At 62.9% G+C, this 17,746-nt stretch carries 14 protein-coding genes; 4 read left to right on the top strand and 10 right to left on the bottom strand.

Annotation, left to right across the window (positions count from 1 at the left end):
* Positions 1 to 63: 63 nt before the first annotated feature.
* A complete protein-coding gene (locus B4L76_RS04590; RefSeq protein WP_296230820.1) occupies positions 64 to 1,353 on the bottom strand; it encodes an NAD(P)/FAD-dependent oxidoreductase in 1,290 nt (429 codons plus the stop codon).
* Between B4L76_RS04590 and B4L76_RS04585 the strand changes: the two genes are divergently transcribed.
* Positions 1,352 to 2,866 carry a lytic polysaccharide monooxygenase gene (locus tag B4L76_RS04585; RefSeq protein ID WP_296230819.1) on the top strand — a complete coding sequence of 505 codons (1,515 nt, stop codon included), beginning with the start codon at positions 1,352 to 1,354 and terminating at the stop codon, positions 2,864 to 2,866. The genes B4L76_RS04590 and B4L76_RS04585 overlap by 2 nt on opposite strands.
* A gap of 33 nt (positions 2,867 to 2,899) precedes the next feature.
* Here the strand turns inward: B4L76_RS04585 and B4L76_RS04580 are convergent, their stop codons facing one another.
* From B4L76_RS04580 to B4L76_RS04545, 8 genes are all read right to left on the bottom strand, one after another.
* Positions 2,900 to 4,870 carry a DNA topoisomerase III gene (locus B4L76_RS04580; protein ID WP_296230834.1) on the bottom strand — a complete coding sequence of 657 codons (1,971 nt, stop codon included), beginning with the start codon at positions 4,868 to 4,870 and terminating at the stop codon, positions 2,900 to 2,902.
* Positions 4,871 to 5,034: 164 nt separating this feature from the next.
* Entirely contained in the window at positions 5,035 to 5,463 is a 429-nt protein-coding gene (locus B4L76_RS04575; RefSeq protein WP_296230818.1) for a GNAT family N-acetyltransferase, read from the bottom strand.
* A complete protein-coding gene (locus tag B4L76_RS04570; protein ID WP_296230817.1) occupies positions 5,456 to 6,622 on the bottom strand; it encodes a cupin domain-containing protein in 1,167 nt (388 codons plus the stop codon). Before B4L76_RS04570 ends, B4L76_RS04575 begins: the two co-directional genes overlap by 8 nt.
* Positions 6,623 to 6,703: 81 nt before the next feature.
* A complete protein-coding gene (purB, locus tag B4L76_RS04565) occupies positions 6,704 to 8,074 on the bottom strand; it encodes an adenylosuccinate lyase (protein WP_170030578.1) in 1,371 nt (456 codons plus the stop codon).
* Between the two features lie 170 nt (positions 8,075 to 8,244).
* Positions 8,245 to 8,871: a high frequency lysogenization protein HflD gene (gene hflD, locus B4L76_RS04560; RefSeq protein WP_225778399.1), complete on the bottom strand. Its 627-nt coding sequence runs from the start codon at positions 8,869 to 8,871 to the stop codon at positions 8,245 to 8,247.
* Positions 8,868 to 9,992, bottom strand: a complete 1,125-nt coding sequence (gene mnmA, locus B4L76_RS04555) for a tRNA 2-thiouridine(34) synthase MnmA (protein ID WP_296230815.1) — start codon at positions 9,990 to 9,992, stop codon at positions 8,868 to 8,870. The genes hflD and mnmA overlap by 4 nt, the downstream gene beginning before the upstream one ends.
* 59 nt (positions 9,993 to 10,051) lie before the next feature.
* On the bottom strand, positions 10,052 to 10,492 hold the full coding sequence (locus B4L76_RS04550) for an NUDIX hydrolase (protein WP_296230814.1): 441 nt from the start codon (positions 10,490 to 10,492) through the stop codon (positions 10,052 to 10,054).
* Between the two features lie 101 nt (positions 10,493 to 10,593).
* Positions 10,594 to 12,819, bottom strand: coding sequence for an NADP-dependent isocitrate dehydrogenase (locus tag B4L76_RS04545; RefSeq protein WP_296230812.1), 2,226 nt, complete (start codon positions 12,817 to 12,819; stop codon positions 10,594 to 10,596).
* Between the two features lie 416 nt (positions 12,820 to 13,235).
* On the opposite strand from B4L76_RS04545, the gene icd reads away from it, so the two are divergent.
* Positions 13,236 to 14,492 (top strand): NADP-dependent isocitrate dehydrogenase, encoded by a 1,257-nt coding sequence (gene icd / locus B4L76_RS04540; RefSeq protein ID WP_296230810.1) that lies wholly within the window; start codon positions 13,236 to 13,238, stop codon positions 14,490 to 14,492.
* A gap of 61 nt (positions 14,493 to 14,553) precedes the next feature.
* Here icd and cspD read toward each other — a convergent pair whose 3' ends face one another.
* Entirely contained in the window at positions 14,554 to 14,808 is a 255-nt protein-coding gene (cspD, locus tag B4L76_RS04535) for a cold shock domain-containing protein CspD (RefSeq protein ID WP_296230808.1), read from the bottom strand.
* 230 nt (positions 14,809 to 15,038) lie between these two features.
* Between cspD and clpS the strand changes: the two genes are divergently transcribed.
* The gene (gene clpS / locus B4L76_RS04530) at positions 15,039 to 15,401 is read left to right on the top strand and encodes an ATP-dependent Clp protease adapter ClpS (protein WP_013973290.1); all 363 of its coding nucleotides are present in this window, start codon (positions 15,039 to 15,041) and stop codon (positions 15,399 to 15,401) included.
* A 30-nt stretch (positions 15,402 to 15,431) separates the two neighbouring features.
* Entirely contained in the window at positions 15,432 to 17,702 is a 2,271-nt protein-coding gene (clpA, locus tag B4L76_RS04525; protein ID WP_170030564.1) for an ATP-dependent Clp protease ATP-binding subunit ClpA, read from the top strand.
* The last annotated feature ends 44 nt before the right edge of the window (positions 17,703 to 17,746 follow it).

Genomic DNA, 17,746 nt, shown 5'->3' with positions numbered 1-17,746 from the left:
CATAGGAGGAATTTGGACGGCTATCGGGTTTTTGTATCGCCTGTGCAGGCGACACAGATGCCCTCAGACGCGGTCGCGCATGCGGTACCAGGCTTTGGCGGCGGCTTCCAGCGGTGCGGCCAGCAGGTCGCCGCCCGGAAAGCGGCCATTGTCGATGCCCTGGTACAGCGAAAGCAGGTCCTCATCACCCATGATGGCGTCACTCACGGCCCGTGCGGCGGCCAGGGTCGGCAGCACGCCATGCCCGGAAAAACCTTGCAACCAGTAGCGCTGGCCCTCATGGCCGACGTCCGGGGTGCGCTGCATGCTGCAATCGATATGGCCGCCCCAGGCGTAATCGATGGCCACCCCGGCCAGTTGCGGGAACACCCGCTCCAGGTAGGGGCGGGTGGCGCTGGCGACGTTCCTGGGAATCCCGCCCAGGTAGGTGCAGCCGCCACCGAACAGCAGGCGGTGGTCCGGGGTGAGGCGGAAGTAGTCGGGCACGAACTGGTTGTCGATCACGCAACTGTTGCGTGGCAGCAGCGACTGGGCGAACTCGGCATCCAGTGGCGCGGTGGCGACCTGGTAGGAGCCGACCGGCAGCAAGCGCCGTGACAGCTTGCGGTCGAGCCGGTCGATGTAGGCGTTGCAAGCCAGCACCAGCACGTCGCACCGTACCTCGCCGCAGGCTGTGCGTGCGACATAACCGTTGCCACTCGGCGCGTAGGCCAGCACCTGGCTTTGCTCGAAGATGCATCCGCCGGCAGCCTCGATGGCGCTGGCCAGGCCTTGGGCCAGTTTCAGCGGGTTGAGATGCGCACCGTTGGCGTCATACAGCGCAGCTTGGTAGCGCGGGCTGTCGATCCACTGTGGCAGCTCGTCGCGACCGATCAGGCGCAGGGCGTCGTAGCCCCATTTGTGTTCGGCATCGTGCAAGGCCTGTTCAAGCATTTTCACCCGGCGTGGCATCACGGCGGTCCACAGGCTGCCTGGCCGGTAGTCGATGTCGAAGCCATGGCGCTGCGGTAGTTCGCGCATTTCTTCGGCGGCCCAGCACATGCTGGCCCACAGGCGTTGGCTGCGCTCGGGACCCAGGGCTTTTTCCAGTGGTGGCATGTCGCATGACCAACCGAGCAGGGCCTGGCCTCCGTTGCGCCCGGACGCAGCCCAGGCCACGCGACTGGCCTCCAGCAGCGTCACGCGCTTGCCGGCCTGGGTCAGGCGCAGGGCAGTGTGCAAGCCGCTGAAGCCGGCGCCGATTATGAGCACCTCGGTGTCATGACGGCCTTGGAGGGTGGGGTGTAGTGGAATGCTGGCAGGGTAGGTCTGGGCATAGTACGTCGCGATGTGCTGTGCGGATTGCTTGAACATGCCGGAATCTCATGAAAATTATTTATATATTTTTCATGAAAATATATCAGGAAATTTTCATGTTGCCAGGGAAACCCTGCCCGACTGTCAGATCTACGCGTATCTCCAGGCATCGACAACCCGTACAAATGGCCTTGGTCAATACGGCCATCCATTCAAGGAAGCAACGATGAAACAAGCTGAACAAAAGTCGATCCGCGGGCCTGTCATGCCACGACATGGTCATGTGTTTTCCCCCGCATCGCGGGCCTATTTTGCCTGGCAAGCAGGCATGCTGGATGAAGGTGCGCTGAATCAGCGTGAAGCAGGCAAGTTCTTTCCGCATACGCAAGCTGGCCTGTCGGATCCATTTGCCAAGGACGACCTGAAAAACCTGCTGCCGCCACCAGACGGCAAAATTGCCAGTGCCAATCAGGCGACCGGGATGATGCTCGATCAGCCCGGCGACCACTGGACCAAACACGAAGTCCGTAGCGGGGAAACCCTGGACATCTCCTGGTATTTTGCTGCCGCACATAAAACGCGTCGCTGGAACTATTTCATCACCAAGGCAGATTGGGACAGCGCCAAGGTGCTGGCGCGCGATCAGTTCGAGGCCGAGCCTTTCCACACGGAACTGATCGAGTGGCAGCCGTTCTGGGCGTATGACGAAGAGATGAAACCCAGCAACCCGACCACCCACGCATTGCCGCTACCCGTGCGCGAGGGTTATCACGTATTGCTCGCGGTATGGGAGGTGGCGGACACGGGCAACGCCTTCTACCACGTGGTCGATCTCGACTTTCTGCCGGGTGACGGCGATGACCGGCCGAGCGTGCCGATGGGCCTGAAAGCCGATGAGGTGACCGACACCAAGGTTTCTTTGAGCTGGGAGCCATCGAGTGGTGCGCAACCCATCGAGTACTACCAACTGAGCCGTGATGGCACCGACATGTTCGTCGTGCCTGCCCCCATTACGCACTGGGATGACAACGAGGTGATGCCGGATAAGGCCTACCACTATTCCATCGTCGCAGTTGATAGCAAAGGTGCGAGCTCCAGGCCTTCAGCCCCGATCATCGTGCGTACTCTGGGTGAAGGTGGCGTGCCCAGCGCGCCGGAAAATCTGCACTCGATGGGGCAGGCTGTCGACAGCATCCGCCTGATGTGGGGTGCCTCAAGCGGTGCGAGCCCAATCAATCGCTACGAGCTCTATCGTGATGCTCAGCAGGTGGCCACCATCGCCGGTAACAGGACTGAACATACGGATGGTGGCCTGCAGCCGGACACCCTCTATGTTTACCAGGTCGTGGCGGTTGATGGGGAGGGCAAGGTTTCCGCTCCGAGTAACAACCTTTCGGTCAGGACTGCCGGAGAAAGTAATTACCCTGCCTGGCGACTGAACCAGGATTACGCCAGTGGCGACCTTGTCAGCCATGTCGGCGCTGACTGGCGCTGCCGGCAAGCGCACAGGTCTCTCTCCGAGGATTGGGCGCCAGGGGCGGCCGCGGCGCTTTGGCAGCAACATGAATAAGTGAGCGCGGGCTCCAAACGGCAAGGCGGCGGTTCATCTCGCCGCCGTCTTGCGCCGGCCCTGCCTTGGTTTGCCTTCGCTGGCCTTGGCCGGGCCAGCTGCGCTTTTGCCTTTGCCGCCGCCGCTGCGGCGTTTTTTCTTCCACGGCGCCGCCTTACCCACTGGCGGCCCGCTGATGCTGATGCGCATGCCACTGCAACGTTCTACCAGCTTGCCCATCCATGCCGACTGCCGGGCGACGAATTCTTCCAGTGTCATCTCGCCACTTTGCACCATTTCCAGCGCCTGCTCCCAGATTGCCGTGGTACCGGGGTCGGCAATGGCGCGGGGCACGGTATCGATCAGGCTGAAGGCAGCAGGTGTGGCGGACAGGGCTTTGCCGTTCTTCACCAGGTAGCCACGGTCGAGCAGGCCCTGGATGATGCTGGCACGGGTGGCTTCGGTGCCGATGCCGGTGGTTTCCTTGAGCTTCTGTTTCAGCCGCGGGTCATCCACCAGCTTGGCCACGTTCTTCATCGCCTTGATCAGGTCGCCTTCGGTAAACGGCTTGGGCGGCTGGGTCCACAGGTCTTTCAGTTGCAGGCCTTGCACCGCACACTCCTGGCCCTCGCGCAGCGCCGGCAGCACTTGGGCCGGCGGCGCCTCGCGACCCTTGGCCGGGGCCAGTGCTTCGGGCAGGGCGCGGCGCCAGCCGGGTTCGACGATCTGCTTGCCCACCGCGCGCAGGGCATGGCCGGCGCAGTCGAAGTCGGCCTGGGTACGGTCGTACTCGTGGTTGGGCAGGAACTGCGCCAGGTAACGGGCGCGGATCAGGGTATAGACTGCCTTGTGCTTGGCTGGCAGGCGTGACGGGTCGCTGGCAGCGGCGGTCGGGATGATGCCGTGGTGGGCGCTGACCTTGGCGTCGTTCCAGGCCCGCGAGCGGCGCTGGGGCTGCAGGTGGGGCTGCAGCGGTGCCAGGCTGGCATCGGCCCTTTGCAGGCCGGCGAGGATGGCCGGTGCCTCGGCGTGCTGGCTTTGCGGCAGGTAGCCGCAGTCGCTGCGCGGGTAGGTGATCAGCTTGTGGGTTTCGTACAGGGCCTGGGCAATGTCGAGGGTTTCCTGGGCACCGAGGCCGAATTTTTTCGAGCACAGCTCCTGCAGGGTACCCAGGTCGAACGGCAGGGGAGCGGCTTCACGCACGCGCTCGGTGGCCACCCTGTCGGCCCGGGCGGTACCGGCCTGGTTGATGTCGGCGGCAGCCTGCTGTGCCAGCCGCTGCTTCAGGCAGCGACCCTGGTCATCACAGGCGTCTTCGGGGGCGCGCCACTGGGCGTTGAATTGTTGGCCGGCATGTTCCAGTTGTACGTCGATGGCCCAGAACGGCACTGGTATGAAATCGGCGATGCTGCGGTCGCGGTCCACCACCAGGCGCAAGGTCGGCGTTTGCACCCGGCCCACCGGTAGCACGCCCTGGTAGCCGGATTGGCGGCCCAGCAGGGTGAACAGCCGGCTCATGTTCATGCCGATCAGCCAGTCGGCGCGAGAGCGCCCCAGCGCCGAGTGGTACAGGTTGAAGGTTTCATGGCCCGGCAGCAGACGGGCCAATGCCTTGCGGATGGAGGCGTCGTCCAGCGCCGACAACCACAGGCGCTGCACCGGGCCGCGATAACGGCAATGCTCGACCAGTTCGCGGGCAATCATTTCGCCTTCACGGTCGGCGTCGGTGGCGATCACCAGTTCCCTCGCTTCGCCGAGCAGGCGCTTGACCGCCTTGAACTGGCTGGCGGTCTTGGGCTTGACCAGCATTTTCCATTGTTCCGGAATGATCGGCAGGTCGGCCAGGTTCCAACGCTTGTAGCGCTCGTCGTAGCTGTCAGGTGGGGCGGTTTCCAACAGGTGGCCGATGCACCAGGTCACGCAAACGTCGGTGCCTTGCCAGCAGCCATCGCCCTTGCGGTTGGCGCCGAGCACCTTGGCGATGTCTTTCGCCTGGGAGGGTTTTTCACAAAGGAACAGGCGCATGGCCGGGAACGCTTCATCGGGGGTGATGGGCACTAGGATGCGCAAGCGAGGGCGCGGTGGCAAGTTTTATCTGGATGGATGTACAGGTTTTTGTCAGCAGGCATGTCGTTGGCGTGCCGGCCCTTTCACGGGCTTGACCGCGAAAGGGCCGGGCAGGTCAAGGATCAGGCGCGTGAATCGCGCACCATGTCCACATGCGGGATGCCAGCTTCAAGAAATTCCTCGCTGACTACGCGGAAGCCCAGCCGCTCGTAGAACGGCGTGGCATGCACCTGGGCGCTGAGCATCTGCTGCTTCAGGTCGCGGTTCTGCGCTTCGGCGATCACCGCATTGACCAGCGCATCGCCAACCTTCATCCCGCGCCAATCCTTGAGCACCGAGATGCGCCCAATGGTACCGTCGGCCAGGAGGCGGGCCGTGCCGATCGGGTAATCGCCTTCCAGGGCAAGGAAATGCAGCGCATCCTGGTCTTCCGAGTCGAACTCCAGTTCTGGCGGAATATGTTGTTCGGCAACGAACACGGCTTCTCGAATACGGCGAATATCGGCGTTGTCCTTGTGCCAGTCGGCCAAGCGAATACTGATTCTATTCATTGGCAAACCCCAGGCTTCCTTGTTTTACCAACTGCTGTACCAGCATCAGGCCGTCTTCATCCTGCAGCCACTCGGCCAGGTTGTCGATGTGCAGCGCGTCGGCGGCGCAGACCAGCTTCAGCAGCTCGCGCAGCTTGCCCGGCAGCGGGCAGCTGCGGCCGCTGGCAAACAGCAGCAGGTCGTCTTCGAACTCGGACCAGGCCAGGCGTGCACTCGGGTTGCGGATCAGGATGGCACCTTGTTCCAGGGCCTCGACCAGTTCTTCTTCGGTGAGTTCTTCGCCGACGATCTGCTCCGGGTAGCGCGGCTCGGTCATGAACTGGCCGAACCAGGTCAGCAGCAGGTCCTTGTCGCTCATGTGCTTGTCGAGCAGGGCCTTGAGGCGGTCGAGGGCGTCGTGCTGGATCTGGTGCGGGTCGCTGACCGGCTGGGCATCGGCGTCGCTGTAACGTTCTTCATCGGGCAGGAACTGGCCGAGGAAGTCGGTGAAGTGGGTCAACACTTCGGCGGCGCTGGGGGCACGGAAGCCGACCGAATAGGTCAGGCAGTCGTCCACCGCTACCCCGTAGTGGGCCAGGCGCGGCGGCAGGTAGAGCATGTCGCCCGGTTCCAGGGTCCACTCTTCGCTCTGCTCGAAGGCGGCGAGGATGCGCAGGTCGGCGTGTTCCAGCAGCGGGCTGTCGCTGCTGCACATCTGGCCGATCTTCCAGTTGCGCTGGCCGTGACCCTGCAGCAGGAACACGTCGTAGTTGTCGAAGTGCGGGCCGACACTGCCACCAGGCGCGGCGAAGCTGATCATCACGTCATCGATGCGCCAGCTGGGCAGGAACCGGAAGTTCTCCAGCAGTTCGGCCACTTCCGGGACGAACTGGTCGACGGCCTGCACCAGCAGGGTCCAGTCCTTCTCCGGCAGCTCGGCAAAGGTGTCTTCGTTGAACGGGCCGCGGCGCAGCTCCCACGGGTGCGCGCCGTGCTCGAGCACGATACGCGACTCGACTTCCTCTTCCAGGGCCAGGCCGGCCAGCTCATCGGGGTCGATCGGGCTGATGAAATCCGGGAAGGCCTGGCGCACCAGCAGTGGCTTCTTCTGCCAGTAGTCGCGCATGAATTCGCGGGCCGAAATGCCGCCGAGCAGCTGCAGTGGAGTATCAGGATTCATGTTCAACCTATTGAAAAAAAGTAATTTTCGTCCGTGAATAAAAACGCCCGGCCAGGCCGGGCGTTGAACGCGACGCTCAGCTTAGATGCGTTTCGCCTGTGCTGCTGCGTTGCCGATGTAGGTAGCCGGGGTCAGTTGCTTGAGCTCGGCCTTGGCTTCGGCTGGCATATCCAGGCCGTCGATGAAGGTCAGCAGCGCTTCCGGGGTAATGCCCTTGCCGCGAGTCAGCTCCTTGAGCTTCTCGTAGGGGTTCTCGATGTTGAAGCGGCGCATCACGGTCTGGATCGGCTCAGCCAGCACTTCCCAGCAGGCGTCCAGGTCGGCGGCGATGCGGGCTTCGTTGACTTCCAGCTTGCCGATGCCTTTCAGGCTGGCTTCGTAGGCGATGACGCTGTGGGCAAAGCCCACGCCCAGATTGCGCAGCACGGTGGAGTCGGTCAGGTCGCGCTGCCAGCGCGAGATCGGCAGCTTGCTGGCCAGGTGCTGGAACAGTGCGTTGGCGATGCCCAGGTTGCCTTCGGAGTTTTCGAAGTCGATCGGGTTGACCTTGTGCGGCATGGTCGACGAGCCGATTTCGCCGGCGACGGTCTTCTGCTTGAAGTAGCCCAGCGAGATGTAGCCCCACACGTCACGGTCGAAGTCGATCAGGATGGTGTTGAAGCGGGCGATGGCGTCGAACAGTTCGGCGATGTAGTCGTGCGGCTCGATCTGGGTGGTGTACGGGTTGAACTGCAGGCCCAGCTCGTCTTCGATGAAGGCGCGGGCGTTCTGTTCCCAGTCGATCTGCGAATAGGCCGACAGGTGGGCGTTGTAGTTGCCCACGGCACCGTTGATCTTGCCCAGCAGCGGTACGGCAGCAACCTGGGCGATCTGGCGCTCCAGGCGGTACACGACGTTGGCCAGCTCTTTGCCCAGGGTAGTCGGCGACGCCGGCTGGCCGTGGGTGCGCGACAGCATCGGCACGTCGGCATGGGCGTGGGCCAGGGCGCGGATGGCATCGGCGATCTGGCGCATCAGCGGCAGCAGCACGTCGTCGCGGCCAGCGCGCAGCATCAGGGCGTGGGACAGGTTGTTGATGTCCTCGCTGGTGCAGGCGAAGTGGATGAACTCGCTGACCTTGGCCAGCTCAGGCAACTTGGCGGCCTGCTCCTTGAGGAGGTATTCGATCGCCTTGACGTCGTGGTTGGTGGTGCGCTCGATTTCCTTGACGCGTTCGGCGTGCTCAAGCTTGAAATCGGTAGCCAGGCTGTCCAGCAGGGCATTGGCTTCGGCGGAAAATGCCGGCACTTCGCCGATCTGCGGGTGGGCGGCCAGGCGCTGCAGCCAGCGCACTTCGACCAGGGCGCGGAAACGGATCAGGCCGAATTCGCTGAAGATGGGGCGCAAGGCCTGGGTTTTGCCGGCATAACGGCCGTCTACAGGGGAAACCGCAGTGAGCGAAGAAAGCTGCATGGGGTGTTCTCGGACAGTCAGGCTTTTGGAAGGGCGCATATCATACATGAATTTTGCGCCGGAGTCGGGTGGCTGACCAAAGGTCGGCCCTATAAAACATGTCGCGGCCGTTGTGCAGGAGCGGCCCATCGCGACCCAGGGCCGCTCCTGCACAGGGCAATGCGCATCGCTCAGGAAGGCGAACGCATCATGTCGTACAGTTCGTTGAGCAACTTGCGCCGGCTGAATACCAGCTGCCAGCGGTGGCCACCCAGCTGGCGCCACAGGCGGGCGGCGCGGATACCGGCCAGCAGCAGGGCGCGGATCTTCGAGGCGTTGCTGGCCTGTTGCAGGAAACGCATGTCGCCATGCACCTGGATACGCTGGCGCAAGGTGCTCAGGGTGTCCTGGTACAAGGCTCCGCTGGAAGCGATGACGTTTTCGTGAACCAGGCCGAAATGCTCGGCCTGGGACTGGATTTGCGGCAGGCGATTGCCAATGGTGTCGAGCAGGTCGGCGCGCTTGTTCAGCTGGCGCTCCAGGCCGAGTATCGACAGGGCGTAGCGCAGCGGCTCGCGCTGCAGGCTGCTGGGGTCGCGCTCCAGAGCGCCGACCAGCGCACGGTAGCCATCGCGCAGGTTGAGGTCGTCGCCGCCGAACACCTCCAGGGTGTCCTTGGGGTCACGCACCAGCAGGCTGCCCAGCATGCAGCCGATGTTGGCTTCGCTGGCCTGGCCGGTGCGGGCGATGCGGTCCACCAGCACCGCAGCCTGGAACACACCACCCAACGCTATCAACTGCTCCTGCAGCTTGCTCATGCGCGCGGGCTCCACGGCTCGGCAGTTTCGATCACGCCACCGCCCAGGCACACCTCGCCATCGTAGAACACCACCGACTGGCCCGGGGTAACGGCGCGCTGCGGTTCGTCGAACACGGCGCGGTAGCCGCTTGCGCTGCGTTCCAGGGTGCAGCGCTGGTCGCCCTGGCGGTAGCGAACCTTGGCGGTGAGCTGGCGCGGGCTGCCGAGGGCGATCGGGTTGACCCAGAAAATTTCCGAGGCCAGCAGGGCCCGCGAGAACAGCCAGGGGTGGTCGTTGCCCTGGCCGACCACCAGCACGTTGCGCGCCAGGTCCTTGTGCAGCACGTACCACGGCTCGTCACCGGCATCCTTCAGGCCGCCAATGCCCAGGCCCTGACGCTGGCCGATGGTGTGATACATCAGGCCGTGGTGGCGGCCGATCACTTCGCCGTCAGTGGTTTCGATGTTGCCCGGCTGGGCCGGCAGGTACTGCTTGAGGAAATCGCTGAAACGGCGTTCGCCGATGAAGCAGATGCCGGTCGAGTCCTTTTTCTTGGCAGTGGCCAGGCCATGCTTTTCGGCGATGGCGCGTACTTCGGGCTTTTCCAGTTCGCCGACCGGGAACAGGGTGCGGGCGATTTCCTTGCCGCCGACGGCGTGCAGGAAATAGCTCTGGTCCTTGTTCGGGTCCAGGCCCTTGAGCAGTTCGGTCAGTTCGCCGGTGTCGCGGCGGCGCACGTAGTGGCCGGTGGCGATCAGGTCGGCACCCAGCGACAGGGCATAGTCGAGGAACGCCTTGAACTTGATTTCACGGTTGCAGAGGATGTCCGGGTTGGGTGTGCGGCCGGCCTTGTATTCCTCGAGGAAATGCTCGAATACGTTGTCCCAGTACTCGGCGGCGAAGTTGGCGGTGTGCAGCTTGATGCCGATGCGGTCACACACGGCCTGGGCGTCGGCCAGGTCTTCACGGGCGGTGCAGTATTCGGTGCCGTCGTCTTCTTCCCAGTTCTTCATGAACAGCCCTTCCACCTGGTAGCCCTGCTCCATGAGCAGAAGGGCGGAGACGGAAGAGTCCACGCCGCCGGACATGCCGACGATGACGCGGGTCTTGGCGGGGTCTTTGAGTGCTGGGCTGGTCATGGTTACCGGTGTGTATCAGGGGGGAAAAGAGCCGATTCTATCAAACCCGCGGCGCCACGTCAGTCGCGCAGCAGGTCGAGGCTGTGCAGGGGGCCTTCGAGGTAGTCGTCGAGGCAGCGTGGTACCAGTTCGCTGCGCCAGCGGGCCGGGTCGGCCAGCAGTTCATCGCGGGTCAGCCACACGGCGCGGACGATGTCGCTGTCCAGGGCCAGTTCCGGGCGGTGGCGCAGGGGGCGGGCGGCGAAGCAGATGCGCTGGTAGGTCACGCCGTTGCTGGGGGCGGTGTACAGGTAGATGCCGACCACCCCGGTCAGCTCTACTTCCCAGGCGGTTTCTTCCAGGGTTTCGCGCAGGGCGGCCTGGGGCAGGGTTTCGTTGGGTTCGAGGTGGCCTGCGGGTTGGTTGAAGACATGCTGGCCGGCTTTGAATTCTTCGACGAAGAGGAACTTGCCCTCGTTTTCGACGATGGTGGCGACGGTGATGTGGGGTTGCCAGGCCATGGTGGTGTCCTTAGATCCTGGGGCCGCAAGGCGGCCCCTTTCCCAAAAAAGCACAAACCCCGGTGCGTGGCCGGGGTTTGTGCGGTTACTTCAAGCGAACCTTACAGGGCGGCGATGGCGCTGTTCAGGGTCTGGCTTGGGCGCATCACCTTGGCGGTCAGCTCGGCATCCGGGGCATAGTAGCCACCGATGTCGGCCGGCTTGCCCTGGACGGCGTTGAGCTCGGCGACGATGGTCTCCTCGTTCTCGGTCAGGGTCTTGGCCAGTGGGGCGAAGCGCGCCTGCAGGGCAGCGTCGTCGTTCTGCGCAGCCAGGGCCTGAGCCCAGTACAGGGTCAGGTAGAAGTGGCTGCCACGGTTGTCGATGCCACCGACTTTGCGCGAAGGCGACTTGTTGGTGTCGAGGAACTTGCCGGTAGCCTGGTCCAGGGTGTTGGCCAGCACTTTGGCGCGCGGGTTGTCGTAGGTGTTGCCCAGGTGCTCCAGGGAAGCGGCCAGGGCCAGGAATTCACCCAGCGAGTCCCAGCGCAGGAAGTTTTCTTCCACCAGCTGCTGCACGTGCTTCGGTGCCGAACCGCCGGCGCCGGTTTCGAACAGGCCGCCACCGTTCATCAGCGGCACGATCGACAGCATCTTGGCGCTGGTGCCCAGTTCCATGATCGGGAACAGGTCGGTCAGGTAGTCACGCAGCACGTTGCCGGTCACCGAGATGGTGTCCTTGCCTTCGCGGATGCGCGCCAGCGAGAACTTGATGGCGTCGACCGGGGCCAGGATGCGGATGTCCAGGCCGGAAGTGTCGTGATCCTTCAGGTACTTCTGTACCTTTTCGATCATCACGCCGTCGTGGGCGCGGGCCGGGTCCAGCCAGAACACAGCCGGGGTGTTGCTCAGGCGGGCGCGGTTGACGGCCAGCTTGACCCAATCCTGGATCGGCGCGTCCTTGGTCTGGCACATGCGGAAGATGTCACCGGCTTCGACGTTCTGCTCCAGCACCACGTTGCCCTTGCCATCGACCACGCGCACGACGCCGTCGGTCTTGATCTGGAAGGTCTTGTCGTGGGAGCCGTATTCTTCGGCCTTCTGCGCCATCAGGCCGACGTTCGGTACGCTGCCCATGGTGGTCGGGTCGAAGGCGCCGTTGGCCTTGCAGTCTTCGATGGTGGCCTGGTAGATGCCGGCGTAGCAGCGGTCCGGGATCACGGCCTTGGCGTCCTGCAGTTCGCCGGCGGCGTTCCACATCTTGCCCGAGTCACGGATCATGGCCGGCATCGAGGCGTCGACGATCACGTCGCTTGGCACGTGCAGGTTGGTGATGCCCTTGTCGGAGTTGACCATGGCCAGGGCCGGGCGCTGGGCGTACAGGGCCTGGATGTCGGCTTCGATCTCGGCCTGCTTCTCGACTGGCAGGTCCTTGATGCGGGCGTACAGGTCGCCGATGCCGTTGTTGGCGTTGAAGCCTACTTCGGCCAGAGAAGCGGCGTGCTTGGCCAGTACGTCGCCGTAGAACTCTTCGACGATGACGCCGAACATGATCGGGTCGGAGACCTTCATCATGGTGGCTTTCAGGTGTACCGAGAGCAGTACGCCGGAAGCCTTGGCATCGGCGATCTGCTCTGCGATGAAGGCTTTCAGGGCCTTGCGGCTCATGGTTGCGCAGTCGATGACTTCAGCTGCCTTGACCGCGGTCTTTTCCTTCAGCACGGTGGTGCTGCCGTCTTTGCCGACCAGTTCGATGCGCAGGGTGTCGTCGGCTTCGATCAGTGCGGCTTTCTCGCTGCCGTAGAAGTCACCTTGGGTCATGTGGGCAACGTGCGACTTGGAGTCGGCAGCCCAGGCGCCCATCTTGTGCGGGTGCTTGCGCGCGTAGTTCTTCACCGACAGCGGTGCGCGGCGGTCGGAGTTGCCTTCGCGCAGGACCGGGTTCACCGCGGAACCCTTGATGCGGTCGTAGCGGGCGCGGGATTCTTTCTCTTCCGCGGTGGCTGGCTCGTCGGCATAGTCAGGGATGTTGTAGCCCTTGGCTTGCAGTTCCTTGATCGCGGCTTTCAGCTGCGGTACCGAGGCGCTGATGTTCGGCAGCTTGATGATGTTGGCTTCGGGGGTGGTAGCCAGCTGGCCCAGTTCCGCCAGGTGATCGCCTACTTGCTTCTCTGCGCCCAGTTGCTCCGGGAAGGCGGCGAGGATACGGCCAGCCAGGGAGATGTCGCGGGTTTCGACGGCGATGTCAGCCGAGGCGGTGAAGGCTTCGATGATCGGCAGCAGCGAGTAGGTGGCGAGGGCGGGGGCTTCGTCGGTGAAGGTATAGATGATCTTGGAACGGGTGGGCATGCGGGTTAACTCTCTGTGTGCTGAGCGTGCTCGAGTCTCGTGGTGCGCAGGGTAGGCGCATCGCCCTGGCAGCGCCATGAGCGGAAAGTCGAGAGGCTGCGAGCGGTGATGGTGGATGCATCAGTCGAGCGTCAAGTGCTGAACTGCGGTAACAGCCCAGGCTTAGTGGCCGTTCATGGCCGAGGGCGGTCCGCATTTTCCAAGGGATCGCCCCGATGACCCTTCGGTCGCGGCGCAGTATACCAAACCATTCGGGCTAATCAGCAAGGCCAAGTGATATCGGCCCACTTATAAGACCAAAGACTAAGCGGCAATGTGGTCGGTTGTCGCATGCCTTGCACCTCGGCAGATGTGGTTTAGTCTCATTGGATCGCAGATGACCAAACACACATACCCGACAGCGGAGTAGTGCAAGCATGGGATACCAGAAAATCAAGGTTCCGACCGACGGCGCCAAGATCACCGTCAATGCCGACCATTCGCTCAACGTGCCTGACAACCCGATCATTCCCTACATCGAAGGTGACGGGATTGGCGTGGATGTCTCGCCGGTCATGATCAAGGTGGTCGACGCCGCCGTGCAGAAGGCCTACGGCGGCAAGCGCAAGATCGCCTGGATGGAGGTGTACGCGGGCGAGAAGGCCACCCAGGTGTACGACCAGGACACCTGGTTGCCACAGGAAACCCTCGATGCCGTGCGTGATTACGTGGTGTCGATCAAGGGGCCGCTGACCACGCCGGTGGGCGGTGGTATCCGCTCGCTCAACGTGGCCTTGCGCCAGCAGCTCGACCTGTACGTGTGCCTGCGTCCGGTGCTGTGGTTCCAGGGCGTGCCAAGCCCGGTGAAGAAGCCTGGCGACGTCGACATGGTGATCTTCCGCGAGAACTCCGAGGACATCTACGCCGGGATCGAGTGGAAGGCCGGTTCGCCCGAGGCGAACAAGGTGATCAGGTTCCTCAAGGAGGAAATGGGCGTCACCAAGATCCGTTTCGACCAGGACTGCGGCATCGGCGTCAAGCCAGTATCCCGCGAGGGGACCAAGCGCCTGGTGCGCAAGGCCTTGCAGTACGTGGTGGACAATGACCGCGAATCGCTGACCCTGGTACACAAGGGCAACATCATGAAATTCACCGAAGGCGCCTTCAAGGACTGGGGCTACGAAGTGGCGCGTGACGAGTTCGGTGCCGAATTGCTCGATGGCGGCCCGTGGATGAAGTTCAAGAACCCCAAGAGCGGCCGCGAGGTCATCGTCAAGGACGCCATCGCCGACGCCATGCTGCAGCAGATCCTGTTGCGCCCGGCCGAGTACGACGTGATTGCCACCCTCAACCTCAACGGTGACTACCTTTCCGACGCCCTGGCGGCAGAGGTGGGCGGCATCGGCATCGCGCCGGGGGCCAACCTGTCCGACACTGTGGCCATGTTCGAGGCCACCCATGGTACCGCGCCCAAGTATGCCGGGCAGGACAAGGTCAACCCAGGCTCGGTGATCCTCTCGGCAGAAATGATGCTGCGGCACATGGGCTGGACCGAAGCTGCCGACCTGATCATCAAGGGCACCAATGGCGCGATTGCCGCCAAGACGGTGACCTACGACTTCGAGCGGTTGATGGAGGGCGCCACCCTGGTCAGCAGTTCAGGCTTTGGCGATGAAATGATCAAGCATATGTGAGGCAACGCAAAACCGGCCGCTTCCGCAAGGAGGCGGCCGAACTTGTTGCCGGCAGCGGCGCTCAGGCGTCGGCAGGGCTGCCGGCGGAATGGGCGCTGGCGACGGAGGGGCTGGAGGCGTTGCTGATGTTCACTGCGTGCAGGCCTTTGGGGCCCTGGACGATCTCGAAGTTCACCGCCTGGCCGGCCTTCAGGGTCTTGTAACCGTCCATCTGGATGGCCGAGAAATGAGCGAACAAGTCTTCGCTCTTGCCCTCTTCATTGATGAACCCATAGCCCTTGGCATTGTTGAACCACTTGACTTTACCGCTTGCCATCCCTATGTCCCTCTGCAAAGGACTCCATCACTGGAGTATCATCCACTTCATCCGCATACGAACCTTGCGAAAAATCTGGTTGACTGCGCGGATCTTTATCGACCACGGTGGGTTCTTATTGTTTGTAACACCGTTTTGCCGTTAGTCAAGGTCACGCGGCGCGTGCTCCGGTGGCGGCTTTTGCAGTCAACCCACAACCTTAACCTGTCGCTCATGATGAAATTCTTTCCATGCATGCACCTAGTGAGATTCGACTAACATTCAATCAGGATCGCCCGCAATCGAATGAGGACGACGGCTCAGGTCTTGCGGTTCAGGAAGCCAAGCCGATCCTGCAGGCGCCACCGATGTACAAGGTGGTTTTGTTCAACGATGACTACACGCCGATGGATTTCGTCGTCGAAGTGCTCGAGACGTTCTTCAATCTGAACCGCGAGCTGGCGACCAAGATCATGCTGACCGTCCATACCGAAGGGCGGGCAGTGTGCGGATTGTTTACCCGTGACATCGCCGAAACAAAGGCTATGCAGGTCAACCAATACGCCAGGGAAAGCCAGCATCCGCTACTCTGTGAAATCGAGAAGGACGGTTAAAAGCCGACCACTTGGGTATGAGGTGAAGCTATGTTAAACCGCGAGCTCGAAGTCACCCTCAATCTTGCCTTCAAGGAGGCCCGTTCGAAGCGTCATGAGTTCATGACCGTCGAGCATCTGCTGCTGGCACTCCTTGACAATGAGGCTGCCGCGACCGTTCTGCGCGCCTGTGGCGCCAATCTCGACAAGCTCAAGCACGACCTGCAAGAGTTCATCGATTCCACCACACCACTGATTCCGGTCAACGACGAAGACCGCGAGACCCAGCCGACCCTGGGCTTCCAGCGCGTGCTGCAGCGTGCCGTGTTCCACGTGCAGAGCTCGGGCAAGCGTGAGGTCACGGGCGCCAACGTGCTGGTGGCGATCTTCAGCGAACAGGAAAGCCAGGCCGTGTTCCTGCTCAAGCAGCAGAGCGTGGCCCGCATCGACGTGGTCAACTACATCGCCCACGGCATCTCCAAGGTGCCGGGCCATGGTTCGCATTCCGAAAACGACCAGGAAATGCAGGACGATGAAGGCGGCGATACCGCCTCTTCGAGCAACCCACTGGATGCCTACGCCAGCAACCTGAACGAGCTGGCCCGTGCCGGCCGCATCGACCCATTGGTCGGCCGCGAGCAGGAAGTGGAGCGCGTGGCGCAGATCCTGGCGCGTCGGCGCAAGAACAACCCGCTGCTGGTGGGTGAAGCCGGGGTGGGCAAGACCGCCATCGCCGAAGGCCTGGCCAAGCGTATCGTCGATGGCCAGGTGCCCGACCTGCTGGCGCAGAGCGTGGTGTATTCCCTCGACCTTGGGGCGCTGCTGGCCGGTACCAAGTACCGTGGCGACTTCGAGAAGCGCTTCAAGGCGCTGCTGGGCGAGCTGCGCAAGCGCCCGCAGGCGATCCTGTTCATTGACGAGATCCATACCATCATTGGCGCCGGTGCGGCATCGGGCGGGGTGATGGATGCATCCAACCTGCTCAAGCCGCTGCTGTCGTCCGGTGAAATCCGCTGCATCGGCTCGACCACGTTCCAGGAGTTCCGTGGCATCTTCGAGAAAGACCGCGCCCTGGCGCGGCGCTTCCAGAAGGTCGATGTCAGCGAGCCGTCGGTGGAGGACACCGTGGGTATCCTGCGCGGCCTGAAAGGGCGCTTCGAAAGCCACCACAACATCGAGTACAGCGACGAAGCCCTGCGCGCCGCCGCCGAACTGGCGTCGCGCTATATCAATGACCGGCACATGCCGGACAAGGCCATCGACGTCATCGACGAAGCCGGCGCCTACCAGCGCCTGCAACCGGAAGCCAACCGGGTCAAGCGTATCGACGTGCCGCAGGTCGAGGACATCGTCGCCAAGATTGCACGGATTCCGCCAAAACATGTCACCAGTTCCGACAAGGAGCTGCTGCGCAACCTTGAGCGCGATCTGAAGCTGACCGTGTTCGGTCAGGATGCGGCCATCGATTCTTTGGCCACTGCCATCAAGCTGTCGCGTGCGGGCCTCAAGTCGCCAGACAAGCCGGTGGGCTCGTTCCTGTTCGCCGGCCCGACCGGCGTCGGCAAGACCGAAGCGGCGCGGCAGCTGGCCAAGGCACTGGGTGTAGAGCTGGTGCGCTTCGACATGTCCGAATACATGGAGCGTCACACCGTGTCGCGCCTGATTGGTGCTCCGCCCGGTTACGTCGGTTTCGACCAGGGTGGCTTGCTGACCGAGGCGATCACCAAGCAGCCGCACTGCGTGTTGCTGCTCGATGAGATCGAGAAGGCTCACCCCGAAGTCTTCAACCTGCTGCTGCAGGTGATGGACCACGGCACCCTGACCGACAACAACGGGCGCAAGGCCGACTTCCGTAACGTGATTCTGATCATGACCACCAACGCCGGTGCCGAAACTGCCGCGCGGGCCTCGATCGGCTTCACTCATCAGGACCATGCGTCCGATGCCATGGAGGTCATCCGCAAGAGCTTCACGCCGGAGTTCCGCAACCGCCTGGACACCATCATCCAGTTCGGCCGCCTGAGCCACGAGACGATCAAGAGCATCGTCGACAAGTTCCTCATCGAACTGCAGGCGCAGCTGGAAGACAAGCGTGTACTGCTGGAAGTCAGCGATGCTGCCCGCGGCTGGCTGGCGGCCTCGGGTTACGACGTGCAGATGGGCGCGCGGCCAATGGCGCGGCTGATCCAGGACAAGATCAAGCGGCCACTGGCCGAGGAGATCCTGTTTGGCGAACTGGCCGAGCATGGCGGCGTGGTGCACGTCGACCTGCGCGATGGCGAACTGGTGTTCGACTTCGAAACCACGGCTGAGGTTGCCTGATAGCGGGGCCCAGTGGGAGCGGGCTTGCCCCGCGAACACCGGCG

The organism is Pseudomonas sp. UBA4617 (assembly GCF_002386445.1).
Taxonomy (GTDB): domain Bacteria; phylum Pseudomonadota; class Gammaproteobacteria; order Pseudomonadales; family Pseudomonadaceae; genus Aquipseudomonas.
This window is presented reverse-complemented; position numbering and strand designations above follow the sequence as displayed.